At 58.9% G+C, this 17,524-nt stretch carries 17 protein-coding genes; 7 read left to right on the forward strand and 10 right to left on the reverse strand.

Annotation, left to right across the window (positions count from 1 at the left end):
- Positions 1–154 precede the first annotated feature (154 nt).
- Together ACP7CZ_RS21035 and ACP7CZ_RS21040 are read right to left on the reverse strand one after the other, a co-directional pair.
- Positions 155–715, reverse strand: a complete 561-nt coding sequence (locus ACP7CZ_RS21035) for a type 1 glutamine amidotransferase domain-containing protein (protein ID WP_003191729.1) — start codon at positions 713–715, stop codon at positions 155–157.
- 30 nt (positions 716–745) lie between these two features.
- A complete protein-coding gene (locus ACP7CZ_RS21040; RefSeq protein ID WP_020303039.1) occupies positions 746–1,249 on the reverse strand; it encodes a DUF4142 domain-containing protein in 504 nt (167 codons plus the stop codon).
- A gap of 196 nt (positions 1,250–1,445) precedes the next feature.
- Between ACP7CZ_RS21040 and ACP7CZ_RS21045 the strand changes: the two genes are divergently transcribed.
- The gene (locus tag ACP7CZ_RS21045) at positions 1,446–1,655 is read left to right on the forward strand and encodes a hypothetical protein (RefSeq protein WP_057977469.1); all 210 of its coding nucleotides are present in this window, start codon (positions 1,446–1,448) and stop codon (positions 1,653–1,655) included.
- A gap of 177 nt (positions 1,656–1,832) precedes the next feature.
- Positions 1,833–2,627, forward strand: coding sequence for a class II aldolase/adducin family protein (locus tag ACP7CZ_RS21050; RefSeq protein ID WP_072447767.1), 795 nt, complete (start codon positions 1,833–1,835; stop codon positions 2,625–2,627).
- 124 nt (positions 2,628–2,751) lie between these two features.
- Here ACP7CZ_RS21050 and ACP7CZ_RS21055 read toward each other — a convergent pair whose 3' ends face one another.
- Complete coding sequence (locus tag ACP7CZ_RS21055) at positions 2,752–3,597, reverse strand: AraC family transcriptional regulator (RefSeq protein WP_054897762.1); 846 nt, start codon at positions 3,595–3,597, stop codon at positions 2,752–2,754.
- 109 nt (positions 3,598–3,706) lie between these two features.
- On the opposite strand from ACP7CZ_RS21055, the gene ACP7CZ_RS21060 reads away from it, so the two are divergent.
- From ACP7CZ_RS21060 to glsB, 3 genes are all read left to right on the forward strand, one after another.
- Positions 3,707–4,117, forward strand: a complete 411-nt coding sequence (locus ACP7CZ_RS21060; RefSeq protein ID WP_034125714.1) for a hypothetical protein — start codon at positions 3,707–3,709, stop codon at positions 4,115–4,117.
- 73 nt (positions 4,118–4,190) lie between these two features.
- Positions 4,191–4,535 carry a hypothetical protein gene (locus tag ACP7CZ_RS21065; RefSeq protein ID WP_089042573.1) on the forward strand — a complete coding sequence of 115 codons (345 nt, stop codon included), beginning with the start codon at positions 4,191–4,193 and terminating at the stop codon, positions 4,533–4,535.
- A 55-nt stretch (positions 4,536–4,590) separates the two neighbouring features.
- Positions 4,591–5,499 carry a glutaminase B gene (glsB, locus tag ACP7CZ_RS21070; RefSeq protein WP_014718789.1) on the forward strand — a complete coding sequence of 303 codons (909 nt, stop codon included), beginning with the start codon at positions 4,591–4,593 and terminating at the stop codon, positions 5,497–5,499.
- A gap of 215 nt (positions 5,500–5,714) precedes the next feature.
- Here glsB and ACP7CZ_RS21075 read toward each other — a convergent pair whose 3' ends face one another.
- The 5 genes from ACP7CZ_RS21075 to ACP7CZ_RS21095 all read right to left on the reverse strand — a co-directional run bounded on the left by ACP7CZ_RS21075 (position 5,715) and on the right by ACP7CZ_RS21095 (position 11,431).
- A complete protein-coding gene (locus ACP7CZ_RS21075) occupies positions 5,715–5,954 on the reverse strand; it encodes a DUF6124 family protein (protein WP_054918539.1) in 240 nt (79 codons plus the stop codon).
- Positions 5,955–6,629: 675 nt separating this feature from the next.
- On the reverse strand, positions 6,630–7,439 hold the full coding sequence (locus ACP7CZ_RS21080) for a PDZ domain-containing protein (protein WP_089042574.1): 810 nt from the start codon (positions 7,437–7,439) through the stop codon (positions 6,630–6,632).
- Positions 7,440–7,840: 401 nt separating this feature from the next.
- Positions 7,841–8,608: a methanethiol S-methyltransferase gene (gene mddA, locus ACP7CZ_RS21085; RefSeq protein WP_054918535.1), complete on the reverse strand. Its 768-nt coding sequence runs from the start codon at positions 8,606–8,608 to the stop codon at positions 7,841–7,843.
- Positions 8,609–9,057: 449 nt separating this feature from the next.
- Positions 9,058–10,305, reverse strand: coding sequence for a saccharopine dehydrogenase family protein (locus tag ACP7CZ_RS21090; protein WP_294157022.1), 1,248 nt, complete (start codon positions 10,303–10,305; stop codon positions 9,058–9,060).
- Positions 10,306–10,333: 28 nt separating this feature from the next.
- Complete coding sequence (locus ACP7CZ_RS21095) at positions 10,334–11,431, reverse strand: carboxynorspermidine decarboxylase (RefSeq protein WP_005787689.1); 1,098 nt, start codon at positions 11,429–11,431, stop codon at positions 10,334–10,336.
- 344 nt (positions 11,432–11,775) lie between these two features.
- On the opposite strand from ACP7CZ_RS21095, the gene metE reads away from it, so the two are divergent.
- Positions 11,776–14,118: a 5-methyltetrahydropteroyltriglutamate--homocysteine S-methyltransferase gene (gene metE / locus ACP7CZ_RS21100; RefSeq protein ID WP_089042575.1), complete on the forward strand. Its 2,343-nt coding sequence runs from the start codon at positions 11,776–11,778 to the stop codon at positions 14,116–14,118.
- A gap of 77 nt (positions 14,119–14,195) precedes the next feature.
- On the opposite strand, the gene ACP7CZ_RS21105 is transcribed toward metE, so the two are convergent.
- Positions 14,196–15,350, reverse strand: a complete 1,155-nt coding sequence (locus ACP7CZ_RS21105) for a DUF1624 domain-containing protein (protein WP_072447773.1) — start codon at positions 15,348–15,350, stop codon at positions 14,196–14,198.
- Positions 15,351–15,421: 71 nt separating this feature from the next.
- On the opposite strand from ACP7CZ_RS21105, the gene ACP7CZ_RS21110 reads away from it, so the two are divergent.
- Positions 15,422–15,964, forward strand: a complete 543-nt coding sequence (locus ACP7CZ_RS21110; RefSeq protein WP_054897772.1) for a DUF924 family protein — start codon at positions 15,422–15,424, stop codon at positions 15,962–15,964.
- Here the strand turns inward: ACP7CZ_RS21110 and ACP7CZ_RS21115 are convergent.
- Positions 15,961–17,400, reverse strand: a complete 1,440-nt coding sequence (locus tag ACP7CZ_RS21115; RefSeq protein ID WP_034125709.1) for a hypothetical protein — start codon at positions 17,398–17,400, stop codon at positions 15,961–15,963. The genes ACP7CZ_RS21110 and ACP7CZ_RS21115 overlap by 4 nt on opposite strands.
- Positions 17,401–17,524 lie beyond the last annotated feature (124 nt).

Consider the following 17,524-nt stretch of genomic DNA (forward strand, 5'->3'; position numbering starts at 1 on the left):
GCTCCCGCTGGGGCGCGAAGCGGCCCCAAAAATGGGACTGCTACGCAGTCCAGCGGGAGCAAGCTCCCTCGCCACAAGTCACTGGTTGTCTGCTCGAGCTCTTAACTGACTGGCATTAGCCCATGGGGCGCCTGTTTTCATTGCGGTCAACCGATCAGCCGCCGACGGCCTTGGCAATCGCCTCATTGAACGCCGGTAGATCGTCCGGCGTGCGCGAGGTGATCAAGGTCCAGCCATTGGCCTGGCACTCTTTAACCTCGGCATCCACCACGCCGGCAGCGCCGGCGTTTTCAAGGTCGATGCGCACGCTTTTATAGGCGGTCAGGGTTTTGCCCTTGACCACGCCAGCGTCGATCAGGGTCCATGGCCCGTGGCAGATCGCCGCGATGGTCTTGCCGGCCTGCACGAACTCATTGATCAAGCGCAGCGCGGCGGCATCCTGGCGCAGTGTATCGGCGTTCACTGTACCGCCCGGGATGACCAGCGCATCGAAGTCGGCGCTGACAACATCCGACAGTTGCACGTCTGATTCCACGGTCTGGTCTTTTTCCGTGTCGCCGACAAATGTCTGGGTTGTGCCGCCTTTGCTGGAGGCGTGCGTCACGGTCGCGCCGTAGCCACGCAGTGTCTCCAGAGGCTTGAGCAACTCGTCGCGCTCGATGCCGGTGTTGGAGGTGATGACGAGGATGTGCTTGCCGTTGAGTTGCGAGCTCATGGTCGAGTGTCTCCTTGGGTCATGGATGGATTAATGGGCGTATTTGGTTTGCAGTTCCTTGGCCATTTTCAGGTGGGCTTCAAGGGTGGGCAGGGTCTTGGTGGCGAAGGCTTTCAGCTCGGGATTGTCCGAGGAGGCCGCTTCTTTCTTGAACAGTTCGACGGTTTTTTCATGGGCCGCTACCTGGTTGTTGGCATAGGCCTTGTCGAAGGATTCATCGCGCATTTCCAGGATGGCTTTCTTCGCCTGGTCGGTGAGCGCAGCGTCATCGGGTACTTCGATATCGAGTTTTTTCGCCAGGGCCATCAGTTCCTGATTGGCCTTGGTGTGGTCTGTGACCATATGCTGGGCGAAGGTCTTTACGTCCGCCGAGCTGCTTTTTTCCAGGGCCAGTTTGCCCGCTTCCACCTCGGTGATACCGCCCTCGGCGGCGTTGTCGACAAAGTCGTTGGAGGTCGCCGCCATCGCGGTGGAAATCGAGCCTGCAATCAGCATGAAGGTAAGGCCCATCGGTTTCATCAGTCGAGTTTTCATGGTGTCTCTCCTTGGAAATGGCGGGATGCCGTTACCTGACTGTTGAATCGAGAGGCGGGTAAAAGGTTTAAATTTTTTTGCGCTTTTTTGCCCAGTGGTGTGGCGAGGCAATTGACTTGAACCAATCCGGATTCGCAGGGTTCTGCTGCATAGGGCCGCCATCTCAGGGGCCTGCCACTGCCAGGAGGATTGCACTGTGACTGATCGTAAAACCGCCGATAAAACCCCCGACCCCGTCAGCTCTGAAGATGCGCAAAAAGGTAATGCCCAGGCCACCAAAGGGCAGACGCTTGAACCTGCGAACCCCAAGACTGACACCATCGACAAAGTCGTGACGCCGACCTCGATCAAGGACATTGAACGGCAAACGGATGCAATCAACGAGAAACTCAACAACGGGCGTTGAACCTGCTGAGTTGATCGGTGGAAAAGGAACGAGATCCTGTGGCGGCCTGAAAGCTGCCACTGCTATTTTTTATAAAAAAATATAATAATTAGCTTAGATTAAAATGTGCTTTTTATTATTTATGACCATCCCCTAGTCTTGCCTGGAAGTCCCTTAGGTCATCCAGGAAGATTTGCCATGAGTAGCGTCACGCCGATTTCCAGTGTCTTGAGCAATGTGCGCCAGCGGGTCACACCGCAAGAGTGGGAGGTGCGGGTCAAGTTGGCCGCGGCCTACCGACTGGCGGCGTTGTACAAGTGGACCGATCATATCTACACGCATTTCTCAGCGCGGGTGCCAGGGGCCGAGGAGCATTTCCTGATCAATGCTTTCGGGCTGTTGTTCGACGAAATCAGCGCCTCCAACCTGGTCAAGGTCGATCTGGACGGCACCCTTGTCGATGACCCTACGGGCCTGGGGATCAACTACGCCGGCTATGTGATCCACAGCGCCATCCACGGCGCACGCCATGATTTGCAAGCGGTGCTGCACACCCACACCCGCGACGGTATTGCGGTGTCGGCGCAGAAGCAGGGGTTGTTGCCGATCTCCCAGCACGCTATAGCATTCTCGGGGCGTGTGGCTTACCACGGTTACGAAGGCGTGGCGCTGGACCTGGACGAGCGTGAACGGCTGGTGGCGGATTTGGGCGACAAGAGTGTGATGATCCTGCGTAACCACGGCTTGTTGACGGGCGGCGTCAGCGTCGAGCATGCCTTCCAGCAACTACAAAGCCTGGAGCGGGCCTGCAACATCCAGATTGCGGCACAGGCAGCGGGGAATGCCGAGTTGATCTTCCCACCGGCTGACGTGGTGGCCAAGGTCGAGCAGCAGGCCAAGGTGTTCAGCAATGGCGAAGGCCCGGGCGTGGCGCGGCATTGGAATGCGCTGGTGCGCCAGCTTGAGCGTACCGATACCGACTACAAGAACTGAGTCGGGTGGAGTGTTCCCACGCTCTGCGTGGGAACACAGCCCAGGACGCTCTGCGTCCCTAAGCGTGACGCGGAGCGGCACACGAGGCATTCCCACGCAGAGCGTGGGAACGATCATCAAAACCTCACGTCAAGGCGATAGTTGACACGTTGCTGTGCGGCCCGACGGTACTGGCTCGGTCTGCCAGGTAACGCGCCGGCGGTTGGCCCATGGCCTTGCGGAACATGGTGATAAACCCGCTGGCATTTTCATAACCCAGGTCCAGCGCCACGCTCTGCACACTCTCGCCGTTGGCCAGGCGCTGCAGTGAAAGGATTACATGCAACTGCCGGCGCCAGCGACCGAAGCTCAGGCCGATCTCTTCCAGCAGCAGGCGGGTCATGCTGCGTTCGCTCATGCCGATGCGCACGGCCCATTCGCCCAGGGTCGATTTGTCGCCGGGGTTGGCCAATAAGCTGGTGGCCAGCCGATGCAAGCGAGGGTCCTGGGGCATGGGCAAATGCAGGGCCTCGAGGGGGGCCAAGGCCAACTCGTCGAGTAACGTCGCCACCAGCCGGCCCGGGGCGCCGTCTTCGTCGTAGAGCTGCGGGAAGCTGACCGCCTTGCCGATCAATTCGTGCAGCAATGGCGACACCGACAGCGTGCAACATTGCCGGGGCAGGGCGCTGGCGGCGTCCGGGCTGATCAACAGGCAATATACATCTGCTTCGCCAGCGCCACGGGCCGCGTGGGTCACACCGCCGGGAATCCACAATGCGCATTGCGGCGGCACGATCCAGATACCCGCCTCGATCACACAATGCACCACGCCGCGCAAGGTGTAGATCAATTGCCCGTGTTGATGGTGGTGAGGGATATGTTCCCAGCGTTCGGACGTACTCGAGGCGCCCACTGCAACAATCGAGCGAGGGATCGCGGCGGCGTCCCGGACCCGGCAGGGGTCGTATTGGTCGAGGCGGTGATGAACCATGCTGATAACTGCCTTGGCTGGATTGCGAAATATTCTGGCTATTCTATGCAATGCTGTCCAGCGTCATGCGCCCTATGATGAGAACCAATCTCATCAAAGGAGCTTTGCCATGCGACTCGACAGTTCAACTTTCCCGGTGGTGAAAATCTTTTTCGACGCGCCTAGCGAGGGAGCGCCGGAAGACGCCTTCCTGACATTCGAACGTCTGCTGGCGCGTGAGCAGCCCTTCTTGCTGCTGCACGAAAAGGCCGTGGATGAGAACAATCACGAACACGCCCACGAAGAGCGCAAGCGCGCTTCTATCTGGATGAAGAAAAACAAGGCTGCCTTGCGCGCTTACGTCAAAGGCATGATCCAGGTGGAGCCCAGCGCTGCCAAGCGCCTGGCCCTCAAGCCCTTTGCCGTGACGTTCGGCAAGGCCTGGGGTTACCCGCTGCTGGTGGTGGAGTCCAAGGATCGCGCCTGGGCGTTGGCCCAGGATGTGCTGGATGCAGAAGTGTCGGATGTGGCGTATTTCTGAGCCTGGCCAAAGCTCGACAGCGTCCACAATTGAACTACCTTGATTGACGAGCCTTCCCACTCGGTACTCAAGCATGCGCACTTTATGGACGCGGTACCTGGCGTTGCTGGAAAACGACCTGAGCACGCAGATTTTCGACAATGTTAAAAACCTGTTGGTCTGCGCGTTGTTGTTTGCGGCGGGGACCAACGCGCTGGTGGGACCACGCGAGTTGCTGATCGGTATCTTCGCCTCCAGCGTCGCGGGCTGGGGCTTGATTGTGCTGTCCACGGTGCTGATGCTGTTGAACGTCAGCGACGGCATCCGCCGCCTGGCCAAGTTGCGTTATCACTTGGCGTTGCAACTGTGGTTGATCCTGATCTACGTGGTGATTGCCGAGCGGGTGGTAGAGATTGTGTGGGTGTTGCGCGCCCATTGACGTATCCTCCGCGCCTCGTTTACCACTGATTCGAACAAAGATGACAGGACAAGCTATGCAGGCGCTGCTGGAGTCGATCCTCGACGAAGTGCGCCCCTTGATCGGCCTCGGCAAAGTCGCCGATTACATTCCCGCGCTGGCCGACGTGCCCGCCAACCAACTCGGCATCGCGGTATACGGCAACGACGGCACGGCCTACTGCGCTGGAGATGCAGACACGCTGTTTTCGGTGCAAAGCATTTCCAAGGTCTTCAGCCTGGTGCAGGCCATCGACCATGGCGGCGAATCCATCTGGGAGCGCTTGGGCCACGAGCCCTCGGGGCAGCCGTTCAACTCCATGGTGCAGCTGGAATTCGAGCGTGGCCGCCCGCGCAACCCCTTTATCAACGCTGGCGCGCTGGTGATCTGCGACATCAACCAGTCACGCTTCGCCGTGCCGATTCTGTCGATGCGCGACTTTGTACGGCGCCTGTCGGGCAATCCGCAGATCCTGGTCAACAGCGTCGTGGCCGAATCTGAAGCCCAGCATGGTGCGCGCAATGCGGCCATGGCCTACCTGATGAAGTCGTTCGGCAACTTTCATAACGATGTGGACGCGGTGCTGCACAGCTACTTCAACTATTGCGCGTTGCAGATGAGCTGCCTGGACCTGGCCCGAGCGTTCAGCTTCCTGGCCAATGAAGGCGTGAGTGCCCACAGTGGCGAGCAGGTGCTGACGGCGCGCCAGACCAAGCAAGTGAACTCGATCATGGCCACCAGCGGGCTGTATGACGAGGCGGGCAATTTTGCATACCGCGTGGGCCTGCCGGGCAAGAGCGGGGTCGGCGGCGGGATCGTCGCGGTGGTGCCGGGGCAGTTTACGGTGTGCGTATGGTCGCCGGAGTTGAACGCAGCGGGCAACTCGCTGGCGGGGATGAAGGCGTTGGAATTGTTGAGTGAGCGGATTGGGTGGTCGGTGTTTTGAACTCGGTCCCCCTGTGGGAGCTGGCTTGCCTGCGATAGCGGTTTTTCAGTGCTGGATGTGCTGGCTGACACAGCGCCATCGATCACTGTAGGAGCGAGCTTGCTCGCGAAAAACGCCCAGGCTCTGCGGTCATCCAGGTTGCCCGCGTCATCGTTGACGATCTTCGCGAGCAAGCTCGCTCCTACAGTGGTTAAGGGCGCGGCGCGAGCATCAGGTCAAGTGGCTGGGTGGGTGTCATCCCGAGCCTTGTCCACGAGCAACTGCACACCTTCGAGCATGCGGCAGATGCCCAGCGCTACGTTGCGTTGGGTACCGTCGATTTCAAAGGCAAGATGAGTAGCGATGTCATTGATGGAGGCTAGATCCTGGGAGGCGTTGATCAGCAGGGTTTCGGTGCCTAGGCCGGGGCGCACGTTGAAGAGTTGTTCTGGTGGGTTGGGGCTGTCTTTGATCATGGTGAAACTCCAAGGGATATGGAGCTGCCACGGTTCGCGGTCAAACGAATTAGGGTGGCAGCTATACGCGGGTTGACCGACCGGTCCCAAGGAGCCCGGCATACCCGGAGGTATCCCGCGTACAGCTGCCGCGACACGATACAGCAGGCGTAAAGAAAACGCCTGATTCGATGTGGCACAGATGCAGTTGGGAGTCGGACGGTCAAATCCGGCCGCTGAATTGGCAGCGACGGCCCAGAGGTTAGTCAGTGAAGTTCCGAGCGACAACCTGAAACAGCTGTGGGAAATATCCTAACGCCGCAAATCCTCTGTGGGGGCTGGCTTGCCGGCGATAGCGGTTTTTCAGCGCCGCATATGCTGGCTGACACAGCGCCATCGCAGGCAAGCGAGCTCCCACATTTGATCTCTATTGTTCGTTGAACTGTAGGAGCGAGCTTGCTCGCGAAAAAAGCCCAGGCCCTGCGGTCATCCAGGTTATCTGCGTTATCGTTGATGATCTTAACGAACAAGCTAAGGTTGGCTATGGGCTTGTTCAGCCGCGGCACAGTCGTTCTACCGATAGCGTTCACCATAGCGCCACGCCTTGCGGGGCGCACTTTCTGGTGCCAATGCAGAGCTTGGAAGTGATCACTGCCTAGGCCGATGGGTAGGCGCTATCTGACTGGTGATCAAGCGTCAATTGTTGAGTTGGATTGATTTCTCGAAAGCCTTACCTTTGCGGGTTAGGGACAAATTGATGACTTGACCTTTCTTCGCATTAATCAAGCTCGATAGATGAGCCGCACTGCTGATGCGCTGGCCATCAAGCTTCTCTATAGTATCTCCGATCAGTAAGTCGGCTTTGAAAGCGGGTGAGTCATCGGAAACCATCGTGATTTTCACGCCATAGTTCGTCTGACGAGACTGACGTTCTGCTTCATCCAGTTCAATAGTGGCTGCGCCAAGGATGATATGTGCTTTGACAAAGTAGAGTGCGCCATAGGCTACTTGCTTCTGGGTAATCGGCACGTAATCCGTTGTAGTACCGTATGTCGAGGTGGTTGCCGAACCGTTCAGTTTGCCTGCCGTGACTGACGTAACAGAAGTGCTGGATGTAGGTCTGGATACTTTCGTCGTGGTAGTCGTGGTGCCTTGGTATTGCGGTTCGATAATGATTACTAGATCAGCCTTAATGGCCTTTGCCTGATCAATAGCTTGTTGTTCAGGAATCGGCATGGACGAATTGAATTCGGATTTACCAACAGCTGCGTATCCACGACGGAACCAAGTTCTTGCGACGTTTTCGTAGGTGCTTAGTGTGGCATGGTCGATTATCGGCACAGTGGGGGGCGGCCCTGAGCGCTCTGCCGCGATGATTTCTGGCGTGAATCCATTTGCCGACTGGTAATACTGCGTATAGCCATTAAGAGGTGGCGCCATTTTACAGCCTGCTAAACCTATAAAAAGAGCAGCAAGCGCCAGGGGCTTGAATGGGCGAGGAGTCATTTATCAACATCCTTGTTTATGTGGTGGGTTGATGGCGAATATCCGATGATACCAAAATAGTATCTCGGATTATCAAATCGCTTTTTTTACCTTCGTTGATTTCGAGGTCGATGCTCGCCCAAACTAAAAGTGTGCCCCTTCAGATGCATTTTTTGCTCTGTCAGCTATCGCTTGTAGGCGATTGCATCCTAAGCCCGATCGCCATTTCTGTTTCTACTTCGAGTCAGCAAGCCCGTCACATCCAGCGTTGGGAGGAGTGGCTCGGCCAGCAGCTCCTTGACGTTGGACATGTACTTCGTGTTCCACTCGTTACACGCAACCAGCAGCGCAGCAGCTACCGATGAAATATATGCCCTGGATTTGAGTGCATTCCCACGCAGAGCGTGCGACACACTCGAGCGCTAACGACGGGGCCTGTTGAGGCGTGGCACGATCATGCCCACCTCACGCTGATAGCGCCGATACCGCTCACCAAACAGCGCCACCAAATCCCGTTCTTCGAAACGGGCGCCGATGAAGAGATACACCGACATCCCCAGGGCAAACAGCAGATGCCCTACGGTCATATGCGGCGTTGCCCAAAAGGCGATCAGGAAGCCCAGGTACAGCGGATGACGCACGACTTTGTAGAGCAGCGGCGTCCTGAATGTCAGGCCTGAGGGTGGGGCGTTGCGCCAACGATCAATGGCCTGCTTCAGCCCGAACAACTCGAAGTGACTGATCAAACAGGTTGCCAGCACCACAATGCCCCAGCCCAGCCAGAACAGGCCGCTCAGCAATGCCTTGGCCCAGGCGGCGTCAACTTCCCAAACGGTGTGCGTAATAGGCCGCCACTGCCAGAACAGCAGCGCGAGCATCAGGCTGGAGAGCAACACATAGGTGGAACGCTCCACCGCTGCCAGGGCGAAGACTGCCAGCCAGCGCTTGAAGCGTTTACGCGCCATGGTGCTGTGCCGGACGCCAAACACAATGATCAGTGACGCATTGATCATGAGTGCCAGCGCCCAGTCGATGCGTGCGCCGGACTCGATGTGTTTGGGTACGACCACAGCCCCCACGAAGCCCATCATGTACAGCAGGGTGAATAAGAACACCAGGTAGCAGCAGGTGCTATAGACCAGGCCAGCCAAGCGTGCCGTGAGGGTGTTTGAAGAGGTTTGCCGTTTCATGGACGATTCCTTTCGCACATGGTGAATGGGTGAGCCAATCTATGACGGGCTCGCTCAGACTAACGGCATTCCCCTAGGCGGTAACCTGTTGGAATTGACAGTTGCAAGAGCGATTGGCGATCTAACGGACCTTCAACCTATCCAACAAGCTATACCAGGCCACGCCTGCGCCAATATGAGCCCCCGTGCTGTGGCAGTGCTCAAGGGCGCGGAATAATTCGGCGCGGAACCTGGAGTGAGCCGAAGCCCCGGATACACCGGCGACTCATTGTGGGAGCTGGCTTGCCTGCGATGGCGGTGGTTCAGTGGAAAAATCATTGACTGACAAACCGCCTTCGCAGGCAAGCCCGCTCCCACATTTTGAATCTGTATTGTTCTTTGAGCTGTGGGTGAGCCCAAACAAAAAATGCGCCCCTTGGGGCGCATTCTTTTGCTCGGTCAGCTATGGCCTATGAGGCCGTCGCATCCCAGGCCCGATCACCGTTTTCGTCTTTGATCCGAGTCGGTAAGCCCATCACATCCAGCGCCTTGAGGAACGGCTCGGCCGGTAGTTCCTCGACGTTGGCCATATGCTTCACATCCCACTCGCCACGCGCCACCAGCAGCGCAGCGGCTACCGGTGGTACGCCTGCGGTGTAGGAGATGCCCTGGCTGTCGGTCTCGGCATAGGCCTCTTCGTGATCAGCCACGTTGTAGATGAACATCTCACGCGGTTGGCCATCCTTGGTGCCTTTGACCAGGTCACCGATGCAGGTCTTGCCGGTGTAGCCCGGGGCGAGCGAAGACGGGTCGGGCAGCACGGCCTTGACCACTTTCAACGGCACCACTTCCAGGCCTTCGGCGGTCTTGACCGGCTGTTCGGAAAGCAGGCCGAGGTTTTTCAGCACGGTGAACACGTTGATGTAGTGTTCGCCGAAGCTCATCCAGAAACGCACGTTGGGCACGTCGAGGTTTTTCGACAGCGAGTGCACTTCATCGTGGCCGGTGAGGTAGAGGTTCTGCGAACCGACTACCGGCAGGTCGTCGGTGCGTTTGACTTCGAACATGGTGTTGCTGGTCCACTGGCTGTTCTGCCAGCTCCACACCTGCCCGGTGAATTCGCGGAAGTTGATTTCCGGATCGAAATTGGTGGCGAAGTATTTGCCATGGGAGCCGGCATTGACGTCGAGAATGTCGATCGAATCAATGCGGTCGAAATGCTGTTGCTGCGCCAGCGCGGCATACGCGTTGACGACACCTGGGTCGAAGCCCACGCCAAGGATGGCGGTGATGTTCTTCTGTTTGCACTCTTGCAGGTGGTTCCACTCGTAGTTGCCGTACCACGGCGGGGTCTCGCAGACCTTGCCCGGCTCTTCGTGGATGGCGGTGTCGAGGTAAGCCACGCCCGTGTCGATGCAGGCACGCAGTACCGACATGTTGAGGAAGGCGGAGCCGACGTTGATGACGATCTGCGAATCAGTCTCGCGGATCAGGGTCTTGGTCGCTTCCACGTCCAGGGCGTTCAGCGCGAAGGCTTGGATATCGGCGGGAACCTTGAGGCTACCCTTGGCCTTGACGCTGTCGATGATGGCCTGGCATTTGGAGATGTTGCGCGACGCGATAGCAATACGACCGAGTTCGTCGTTGTGCTGCGCGCACTTGTGGGCCACCACCTTGGCGACACCTCCTGCACCAATGATAAGAACGTTCTTTTTCAATTGCTTTATCTCTCCTTTATCCGCCAGCTCAGGACAGGCTGGACAGGTAGTCGTCGTAACCAAATTCACGAACCACCTCGACTGTACCGTCGAGTTGTTTCACTACGATGGACGGCATTTTCAGGCCGTTGAACCAGTTTTTCTTGACCATGGTGTAGCCTGCGGTGTCGATGAACGACAGCCGATCGCCGATGGCCAGCGGACGATCAAATTGATACTCGCCGAAGATGTCCCCGGCCAGGCAGGATTTGCCGCACACCATGTAGGTGTGTTCACCCTCGCTCGGCGCCAGTTTGGCGTTGAGGCGGTAGATCAGCAGGTCCAGCAGGTGGGCTTCGATGGAGCTGTCGACCACGGCGAGATTCTTGCCGTTGTAGAGAGTGTCGAGCACGGTGACTTCCAGGGAGGCGCTGTTGGTGATCGCCGCTTCGCCGGGTTCCAGGTAGACCTGCACGCCGTACTTCTCGGAGAACGCTTTGAGCCGTGCGCAGAATGCATCCAGTGCATAGCCTTCGCCGGTGAAATGGATGCCGCCGCCGAGGCTGACCCACTTGACCTTGTGCAGCAGTTCACCGAAGCGTTCCTCGATGGTGCCGAGCATCTTGTCGAACAGGCTGAAGTCACCGTTCTCGCAGTTGTTGTGGAACATGAAACCGGAGATCTGATCGATCACGCCATCGATCTTCACCGGGTCCCACTCGCCCAGGCGGCTGAACGGGCGCGCCGGGTCGGCCAGCAGGTAGTCAGAGCTGCTCACCTGCGGGTTCACACGCAGGCCGCGGGTCTTGCCTTCGCTGCGTTCGGCAAAACGCTGCAGCTGGCTGATGGAGTTGAAGATGATCTTGTCGCAGTTCTCCAGCATCTCTTCGATTTCATCGTCGGCCCAGGCCACGCTGTAGGCGTGCGCTTCGCCTTCGAACTTCTGGCGACCGAGCTTGAGCTCATACAGCGACGACGAGGTGGTGCCGTCCATGTATTGCTGCATCAAGTCGAATACCGACCAGGTGGCAAAGCACTTGAGCGCCAGCAGAGCCTTGGCGCCGGACTGTTCGCGCACGTAGGCAATCTTCTGCATGTTGACCAGAAGCTTCTGTTTATCGATGAGGTAGTACGGCGTTTTGATCATTTTTGAGAGCCTGCGGCGGTGCCTGCCAAAAAAGGACACGCATTGTGCCCGCACTTGGAACAGATCGAAAGGTTAGCCGGCGGATTTTGCGCGCCACGTTAAGCATAGGGCGTAAGTATGACCGTTCATAAGAATCATGCCGCCTCCTGTGGGAGCGCTCGAGCCTCAGCGAGGCCGCGATGACGGCCGTCCTGGCACCCCACACATCAACAATAGCGCCGCGAATATCCTGCTTACCTGAACATGAGTAAATCTTGTGATGATCTAGAACAGAATGAGTTTGTCTCAAGACACCCCTCTGTCGACAATGACCGCCATCAATCACACCATCGGAGTTGTAAGTCATGGCAGTCGCTCATTCCCTCGGGTTTCCACGCATTGGACGCGATCGTGAACTGAAAAAAGCGCAGGAAGCGTTCTGGAAGGGTGAGCTCGACGAAGCCGGCCTGCGCGCCGTTGGCCGTGATTTGCGCAGCACCCACTGGGCGCTGCAACAGCAAGCCGGTATCGACCTGTTGCCGGTCGGTGATTTCGCCTGGTACGACCAGGTGCTGACCCATTCGTTGATGTTCGGTGTGGTCCCTGAGCGGTTCCGCCCGGCGGATGGCCAGGCCACGTTGCATACCTTGTTCGCCATGGCCCGTGGCGTCAGTGACAGCTGCTGCGGCGGTGCCCATGCCCAGGAGATGACCAAGTGGTTCGACACCAACTATCACTACCTGGTGCCGGAGTTCAGCGTCGATCAGCAATTCCACCTGGCGTGGGACCAACTCTTCGAAGAGGTCCAGGAAGCCCTCGACCTGGGGCACAGCGTCAAGCCCGTGGTGATCGGCCCGCTGACCTATTTGTGGCTGGGCAAGGCCAAGGGCGCTGACTTCGACAAGCTCGACCTGCTCGAGCGACTGCTGCCGCTGTATGGCCAGATATTCCAGCGCCTGGCCGAATTGGGCGTTGAGTGGGTGCAGATCGACGAGCCAATCCTGGCGCTCGATCTGCCTCAGGATTGGAAGAACGCTTTCGAGCGCGCCTATAACCTGATCCAGCGCGACCCGCTGAAAAAATTGGTGGCCACTTACTTCGGCGGCCTGGAAGAAAACCTTGGCCTGGCTGCCAACCTTCCGGTGGATGGCCTGCATATCGACCTGGTGCGTGCGCCGGACCAGTACCCGACCATTCTCGACCGCCTGCCAGCGTACAAGGTGCTGTCCCTGGGCGTGGTCAACAGCCGAAACGTGTGGCGTTGCGACCTGGAAAAAGCCCTGGCCACCTTGCAGCATGCCCATGAGAAGTTGGGCGATCGCCTGTGGGTCGCGCCGTCCTGCTCGCTGCTGCACAGCCCGGTGGACCTGGAGCGGGAAGATCAGTTGGGTGCCGAACTGAAAAGCTGGCTGGCCTTCGCCGTGCAGAAGTGCGCGGAAGTGGCGCTACTGGCCAAGGCCGTCGATCAGCCCGAAGCCCCTGGCGTACTCACCGCCCTGGCTGCGAGCCGCGCGGTGCAGGCAGCTCGTGCTGCATCGCCACGCATTCACAAGCCTGCCGTTCAAGCTCGTGTAGCGGCCATCACTGCACGGGACAGCCAGCGCCAGTCGCCGTTTGCCCAGCGCATCGAAAAGCAACGGGCCGGCCTTAACTTGCCGCTGTTCCCGACCACCACCATCGGCTCGTTCCCACAGACTGCGTCGATCCGCCTGGCGCGTCAGTCGTACAGGGCGGGCAAGTTGAGCCACGCCGAATACGTCGAAGCCATGCACAGTGAGATCAAGCACGCTGTCGAGGTGCAGGAAAATCTCGGCCTGGATGTGTTGGTGCACGGTGAAGCCGAGCGTAACGACATGGTCGAGTACTTCGCCGAACAACTGGATGGCTACGCGTTCACCCGGTTCGGCTGGGTGCAGAGCTATGGTTCGCGCTGTGTGAAACCCGCAGTGATTGTCGGTGACCTGAGCCGCCCGAACGCCATGACCGTGGAGTGGATTCGCTATGCCCAAGGCCTCACCGACAAGGTGATGAAGGGCATGCTCACAGGCCCGGTGACCATGTTGATGTGGTCGTTCCCACGGGAAGACCTGAGCCGCGAAGTGCAGGCCCGGCAACTGGCCCTGGCGATTCGTGACGAAGTGGTGGACCTGGAAGCGGCCGGCATCAAGATCGTGCAGATCGACGAAGCGGCTTTTCGTGAGGGCTTGCCGTTGCGCCAGGCGCAGTGGCAGCACTACCTGGACTGGGCGACTGAGGTGTTTCGTTTGTGCGCGAGTGGCGTGGGCGATGAAACCCAGATCCACACCCACATGTGCTACAGCGAGTTCAACGATGTGATCGAGTCCATCGCCGCCATGGATGCCGACGTGATCACCATCGAAACCTCCCGCTCGGACATGGAGCTGCTCGACGCGTTCGAAGCCTTCGCCTACCCGAATGAGATCGGCCCGGGGGTCTACGACATTCACTCGCCGCGGGTGCCGGATGCCTCGGAAATGGCCAATTTGCTGCGCAAGGCCGCCAAGCGGATTCCGGCAGAGCGCTTATGGGTGAACCCCGATTGCGGCTTGAAGACGCGGGGCTGGCCGGAGACCGAGGCGGCGCTCATTCATATGGTCACCGCCGCTCGGCAACTGCGTGCTGAGTCAAACTGTAGGAGCGAGCTTGCTCGCGAAAAACGCCAACGATTACGCGTAGCTTCTGAATGAACGTGGCGCCTGTGAGTTTTTCGCGAGCAAGCTCGCTCCTACAAGGGGAGGGGGCAATATTCGCCCCCTGCATCAGGTCAGAGGTATTTGAGCCACGCCAGGTCCCGCCGCCGTGCTTTCAGGCCGGCGAACCAACGCACGGGCAAGTACAGGGCAATCGGCAACAGCAGCGCTGCCAGCCACACCGCACCGATATCGTCGAAGCCAAAGTAAGTGCCATGGTTGAGGCCAAACAGCGCAACGCAGGCCACATAGAGGATTTTCAATACATAGAGGTGCAACAGATAAAAGAACATCGGCGCCGCGCCGAACACTGCCAGCACGCCGATCCAGCGCTTATGCCCGGCGCGTTCAAACGCCAGCAGCAACAGCAAGCCAATCCCCAGAGTCAACGCCAGGAACAACAGCGAAGGCGGGTACTTGGTGATATTGAAAAAGCTCATCAGCGTCAGCACGCTGCTGTCATACGCCTGCCAAGGCTGCTCGCCATAGCCGTTGAGCGCTCGCAACAACCCAAAGCCCACCAACGCGCCCACCCCCGCGACCAGTAAATAACGCTGACGCACAGCCGGCAGCGTGGCATTGGCAAACCATGGCCCGAGGCCGTAACCCAGGGCAATCACACCGATCCATGGCAGCACCGGGTAGGTGGTGCGCAGGCGCAGGTTTTCAGAGACTTCAATCCAGTTGCGTTCATGCAGGATCGTCCACGGCACATGCAACATCGAACCCGGTGCGAAGTGCAGCCCATCGAGCAGGTTGTGCCCGGCGATAATCACCAGCGCCAAGCCGATCAGCCAGGCACGCGGTAGCCAGACCAACGCGGCGAGGGCGATCATGCTGATGCCGATGGCCCAGATCACTTGCATGTAGATCACGCTGGGCGGCAGTTGGAAGGTCCACGCGAAGTTGACCAGGGTGAATTCCAGCACCACCAGGAACAGCCCGCGCTTGAACAAGAATGCCGACACGTCGCGACGACCCTGATATTTCTGACCGTACAGCCAAGCCGACAATCCGGTGAGCAGCACAAACACCGGCGCACACAAGTGAGCCAGGGTGCGGCTGAAAAACAACGCAGGCTCGGTGCTGTCTATGCTCATGGGGTCGCTGACCTGGCGGTGCAGCAGGAAGGTTTCACGCACGTGGTCCAGCAACATGAACAGGATCACCAGGCCGCGCAGGGCGTCGATGGATAGCAGGCGTTTGCGTAAAGTCATAGCGTCAGTCATAAGTTAAGGATCACACGCAGGCAAAATATTGACGTTATTCTATAACATTAAGCGAGGCGCTGATGACAAGCATGACCCCACACTCGGCCGAAGCTGTAATCGCGTTCTGGAAACAGGCGGGGCCCAAGCGTTGGTTCGCCAAGGACGAGGGGTTCGATAGGGACTTTCGCGATAGATTCAACGCGGCTCATATGCAGGCTGCACGGCGTGAACTCGAAGGTTGGTTGACCACGGCGGATGGCGCGCTGGCGTTATTGATTCTGCTGGATCAGTACCCGCGCAACGCCTTTCGCGGCACGGCGCATATGTTCGCCACCGACCCGCTGGCGCGGTTTTATGCGCGAAAGATGGTGGACGCGGGATTGGATCAACAGGTTGAACCTCAGTTGCGCGCGTTCTGCTATTTGCCTTTTGAACATTCGGAAGACCCGCAGGACCAGCAACGCTCCCTGGCCCTGAACCAGCAGTTGGATGCCAGCACCTACCACTGGGCCAAGGAGCATGCCGACATCATCGAGCGGTTCGGGCGGTTTCCCCATCGTAATGGGGTGTTGGGCAGGGCGAGCACCGATGAAGAACTCGCCTTCCTCAAGGCCGGTGGCTTCGCCGGTTAGGCGTGTTCTGGCGCCAGGCTCTGCTGGGTGGCGACACGGCGAAACCGCCGCACGCCCTTGAGGTCTATCGCCCACCGCAACGCTTCAGTGGCTGAAGGACGCGGGCCTTGGGTGATCGCCTGTTCATCCTGGCCCAGTGCGTCGAGGTAACCCTGGGCACCGCCGCGTTCGCTCCAATAGTGAGTATGGCTGAGCCAGGACTTGGCCAGCCAGCCTTTGCCGTTGCCCACGGTCACCGGCAAGTCCAGCACGCCGCCGCCCATCACGGGCTTGACCGGGCCGCTGACGATGTCGCCGAACAGGCCGAAGGGGGCAGGGAAGTACAGGTTGGTCCAGCGCGTGACGGCAAAGGCTGCGGCGTGGTGCAGGTAGTGCGGGGTGAAGGGCTTTTGGCCGAGCATCAGCGGTTGGCGGGCGTTGTAGCCGTAGCCTTGGGTGTCTTCGGTCGGCGGGCAGGCCGGGGCTTCGCGGCGTCCCATGCGCTGTTTGAAGTCACTGACGCTGCGGCCCAGCAACAGGCTGGCGTGGGCCATCGGGCTGCCGACCGTGACTAGGTCGGTGATGCGCCAGGGGTTGCCCAGGCCGCGCTGTTCGGCAAAAGCTTCGGTCTGTTGCTGACGAAAATTCAACAGGCTGCTTAGGCTGCCGTCCAGCAAGGCGCCGGCTGCGGGCAGGGCCTCCTTGACCACCGGTTGCAGCGGTTCGCGGTTGGCATAACGGGCTGCCAGCTCACGGTTGCTGGGGGTCAGTTGGGTCAGTTTGTCGTGGTACTCATGCCAGAGGTAGCCGACGATGTCATAGGCAATCACGCTGCCCAAACTGTGGCCCACGACGATGATGCGCTCGTAGTCACCCTGATTGTGCAGAGCGCGCAGCAGGTCGACACCATCAGCACGGATCTGCTCGCGCACCATCACGTTTTGCGGGTTGGGGCTGAGGTAGCGTGCGGCGTCTCCCAGGTAGGCCAGCGCCGAATAGCGCAGCGCCAGTCCCATGGCCGCGAGCAGCAGGGGGATCAGCGCGAAGGGGTTGTCGCTGGGGGGCAATTGGCCCCAGGCCGTGGCCAATGTACCGCTGGCAACCAGCAGCAATAACACCAGCACCGTCCAGCGCGTGCTGCGCCAGATCGGCACGATGGCCTCGGGAATGTCGCGACGCGGGCGCTTGAAGATGTCCCACAGCCAGCCCAGCAGATGGCCGAACTTGGTGCCCTGCATCTTGTGGGCCCAGTAGTACTCATAGAAATCCGTCGAGGTACGGCCCGAGGCCTTCAGTACGCGCAGGTCGAAGTTGCGCGACAGCCGATCCGGCTTGCTCCAGTACAGAGGTGTGCCATCGGGGGTGTCCGTGGGGATCATCGCCTCGACAAAGCCGCGCAAGGTGTCCATTGGGCGCTGTTCGCCGATGCCGTGGATAACCACAACTGCTTGTTTCATGTGCTGTTCCTTCCTTGAAAATCAGCGTGAGCCATAATATTGCCACTAGCCGCGCTATTCCTGCCAGGAATGCCCCCATAAAAACCCTGCATTGTCTTTATCGGCCCTGATCTCGTAGCGTGAT

This window comes from Pseudomonas sp. DWP2-2, from assembly GCF_049897065.1.
GTDB classification, from domain to species: Bacteria; Pseudomonadota; Gammaproteobacteria; order Pseudomonadales; family Pseudomonadaceae; genus Aquipseudomonas; species Aquipseudomonas paracarnis.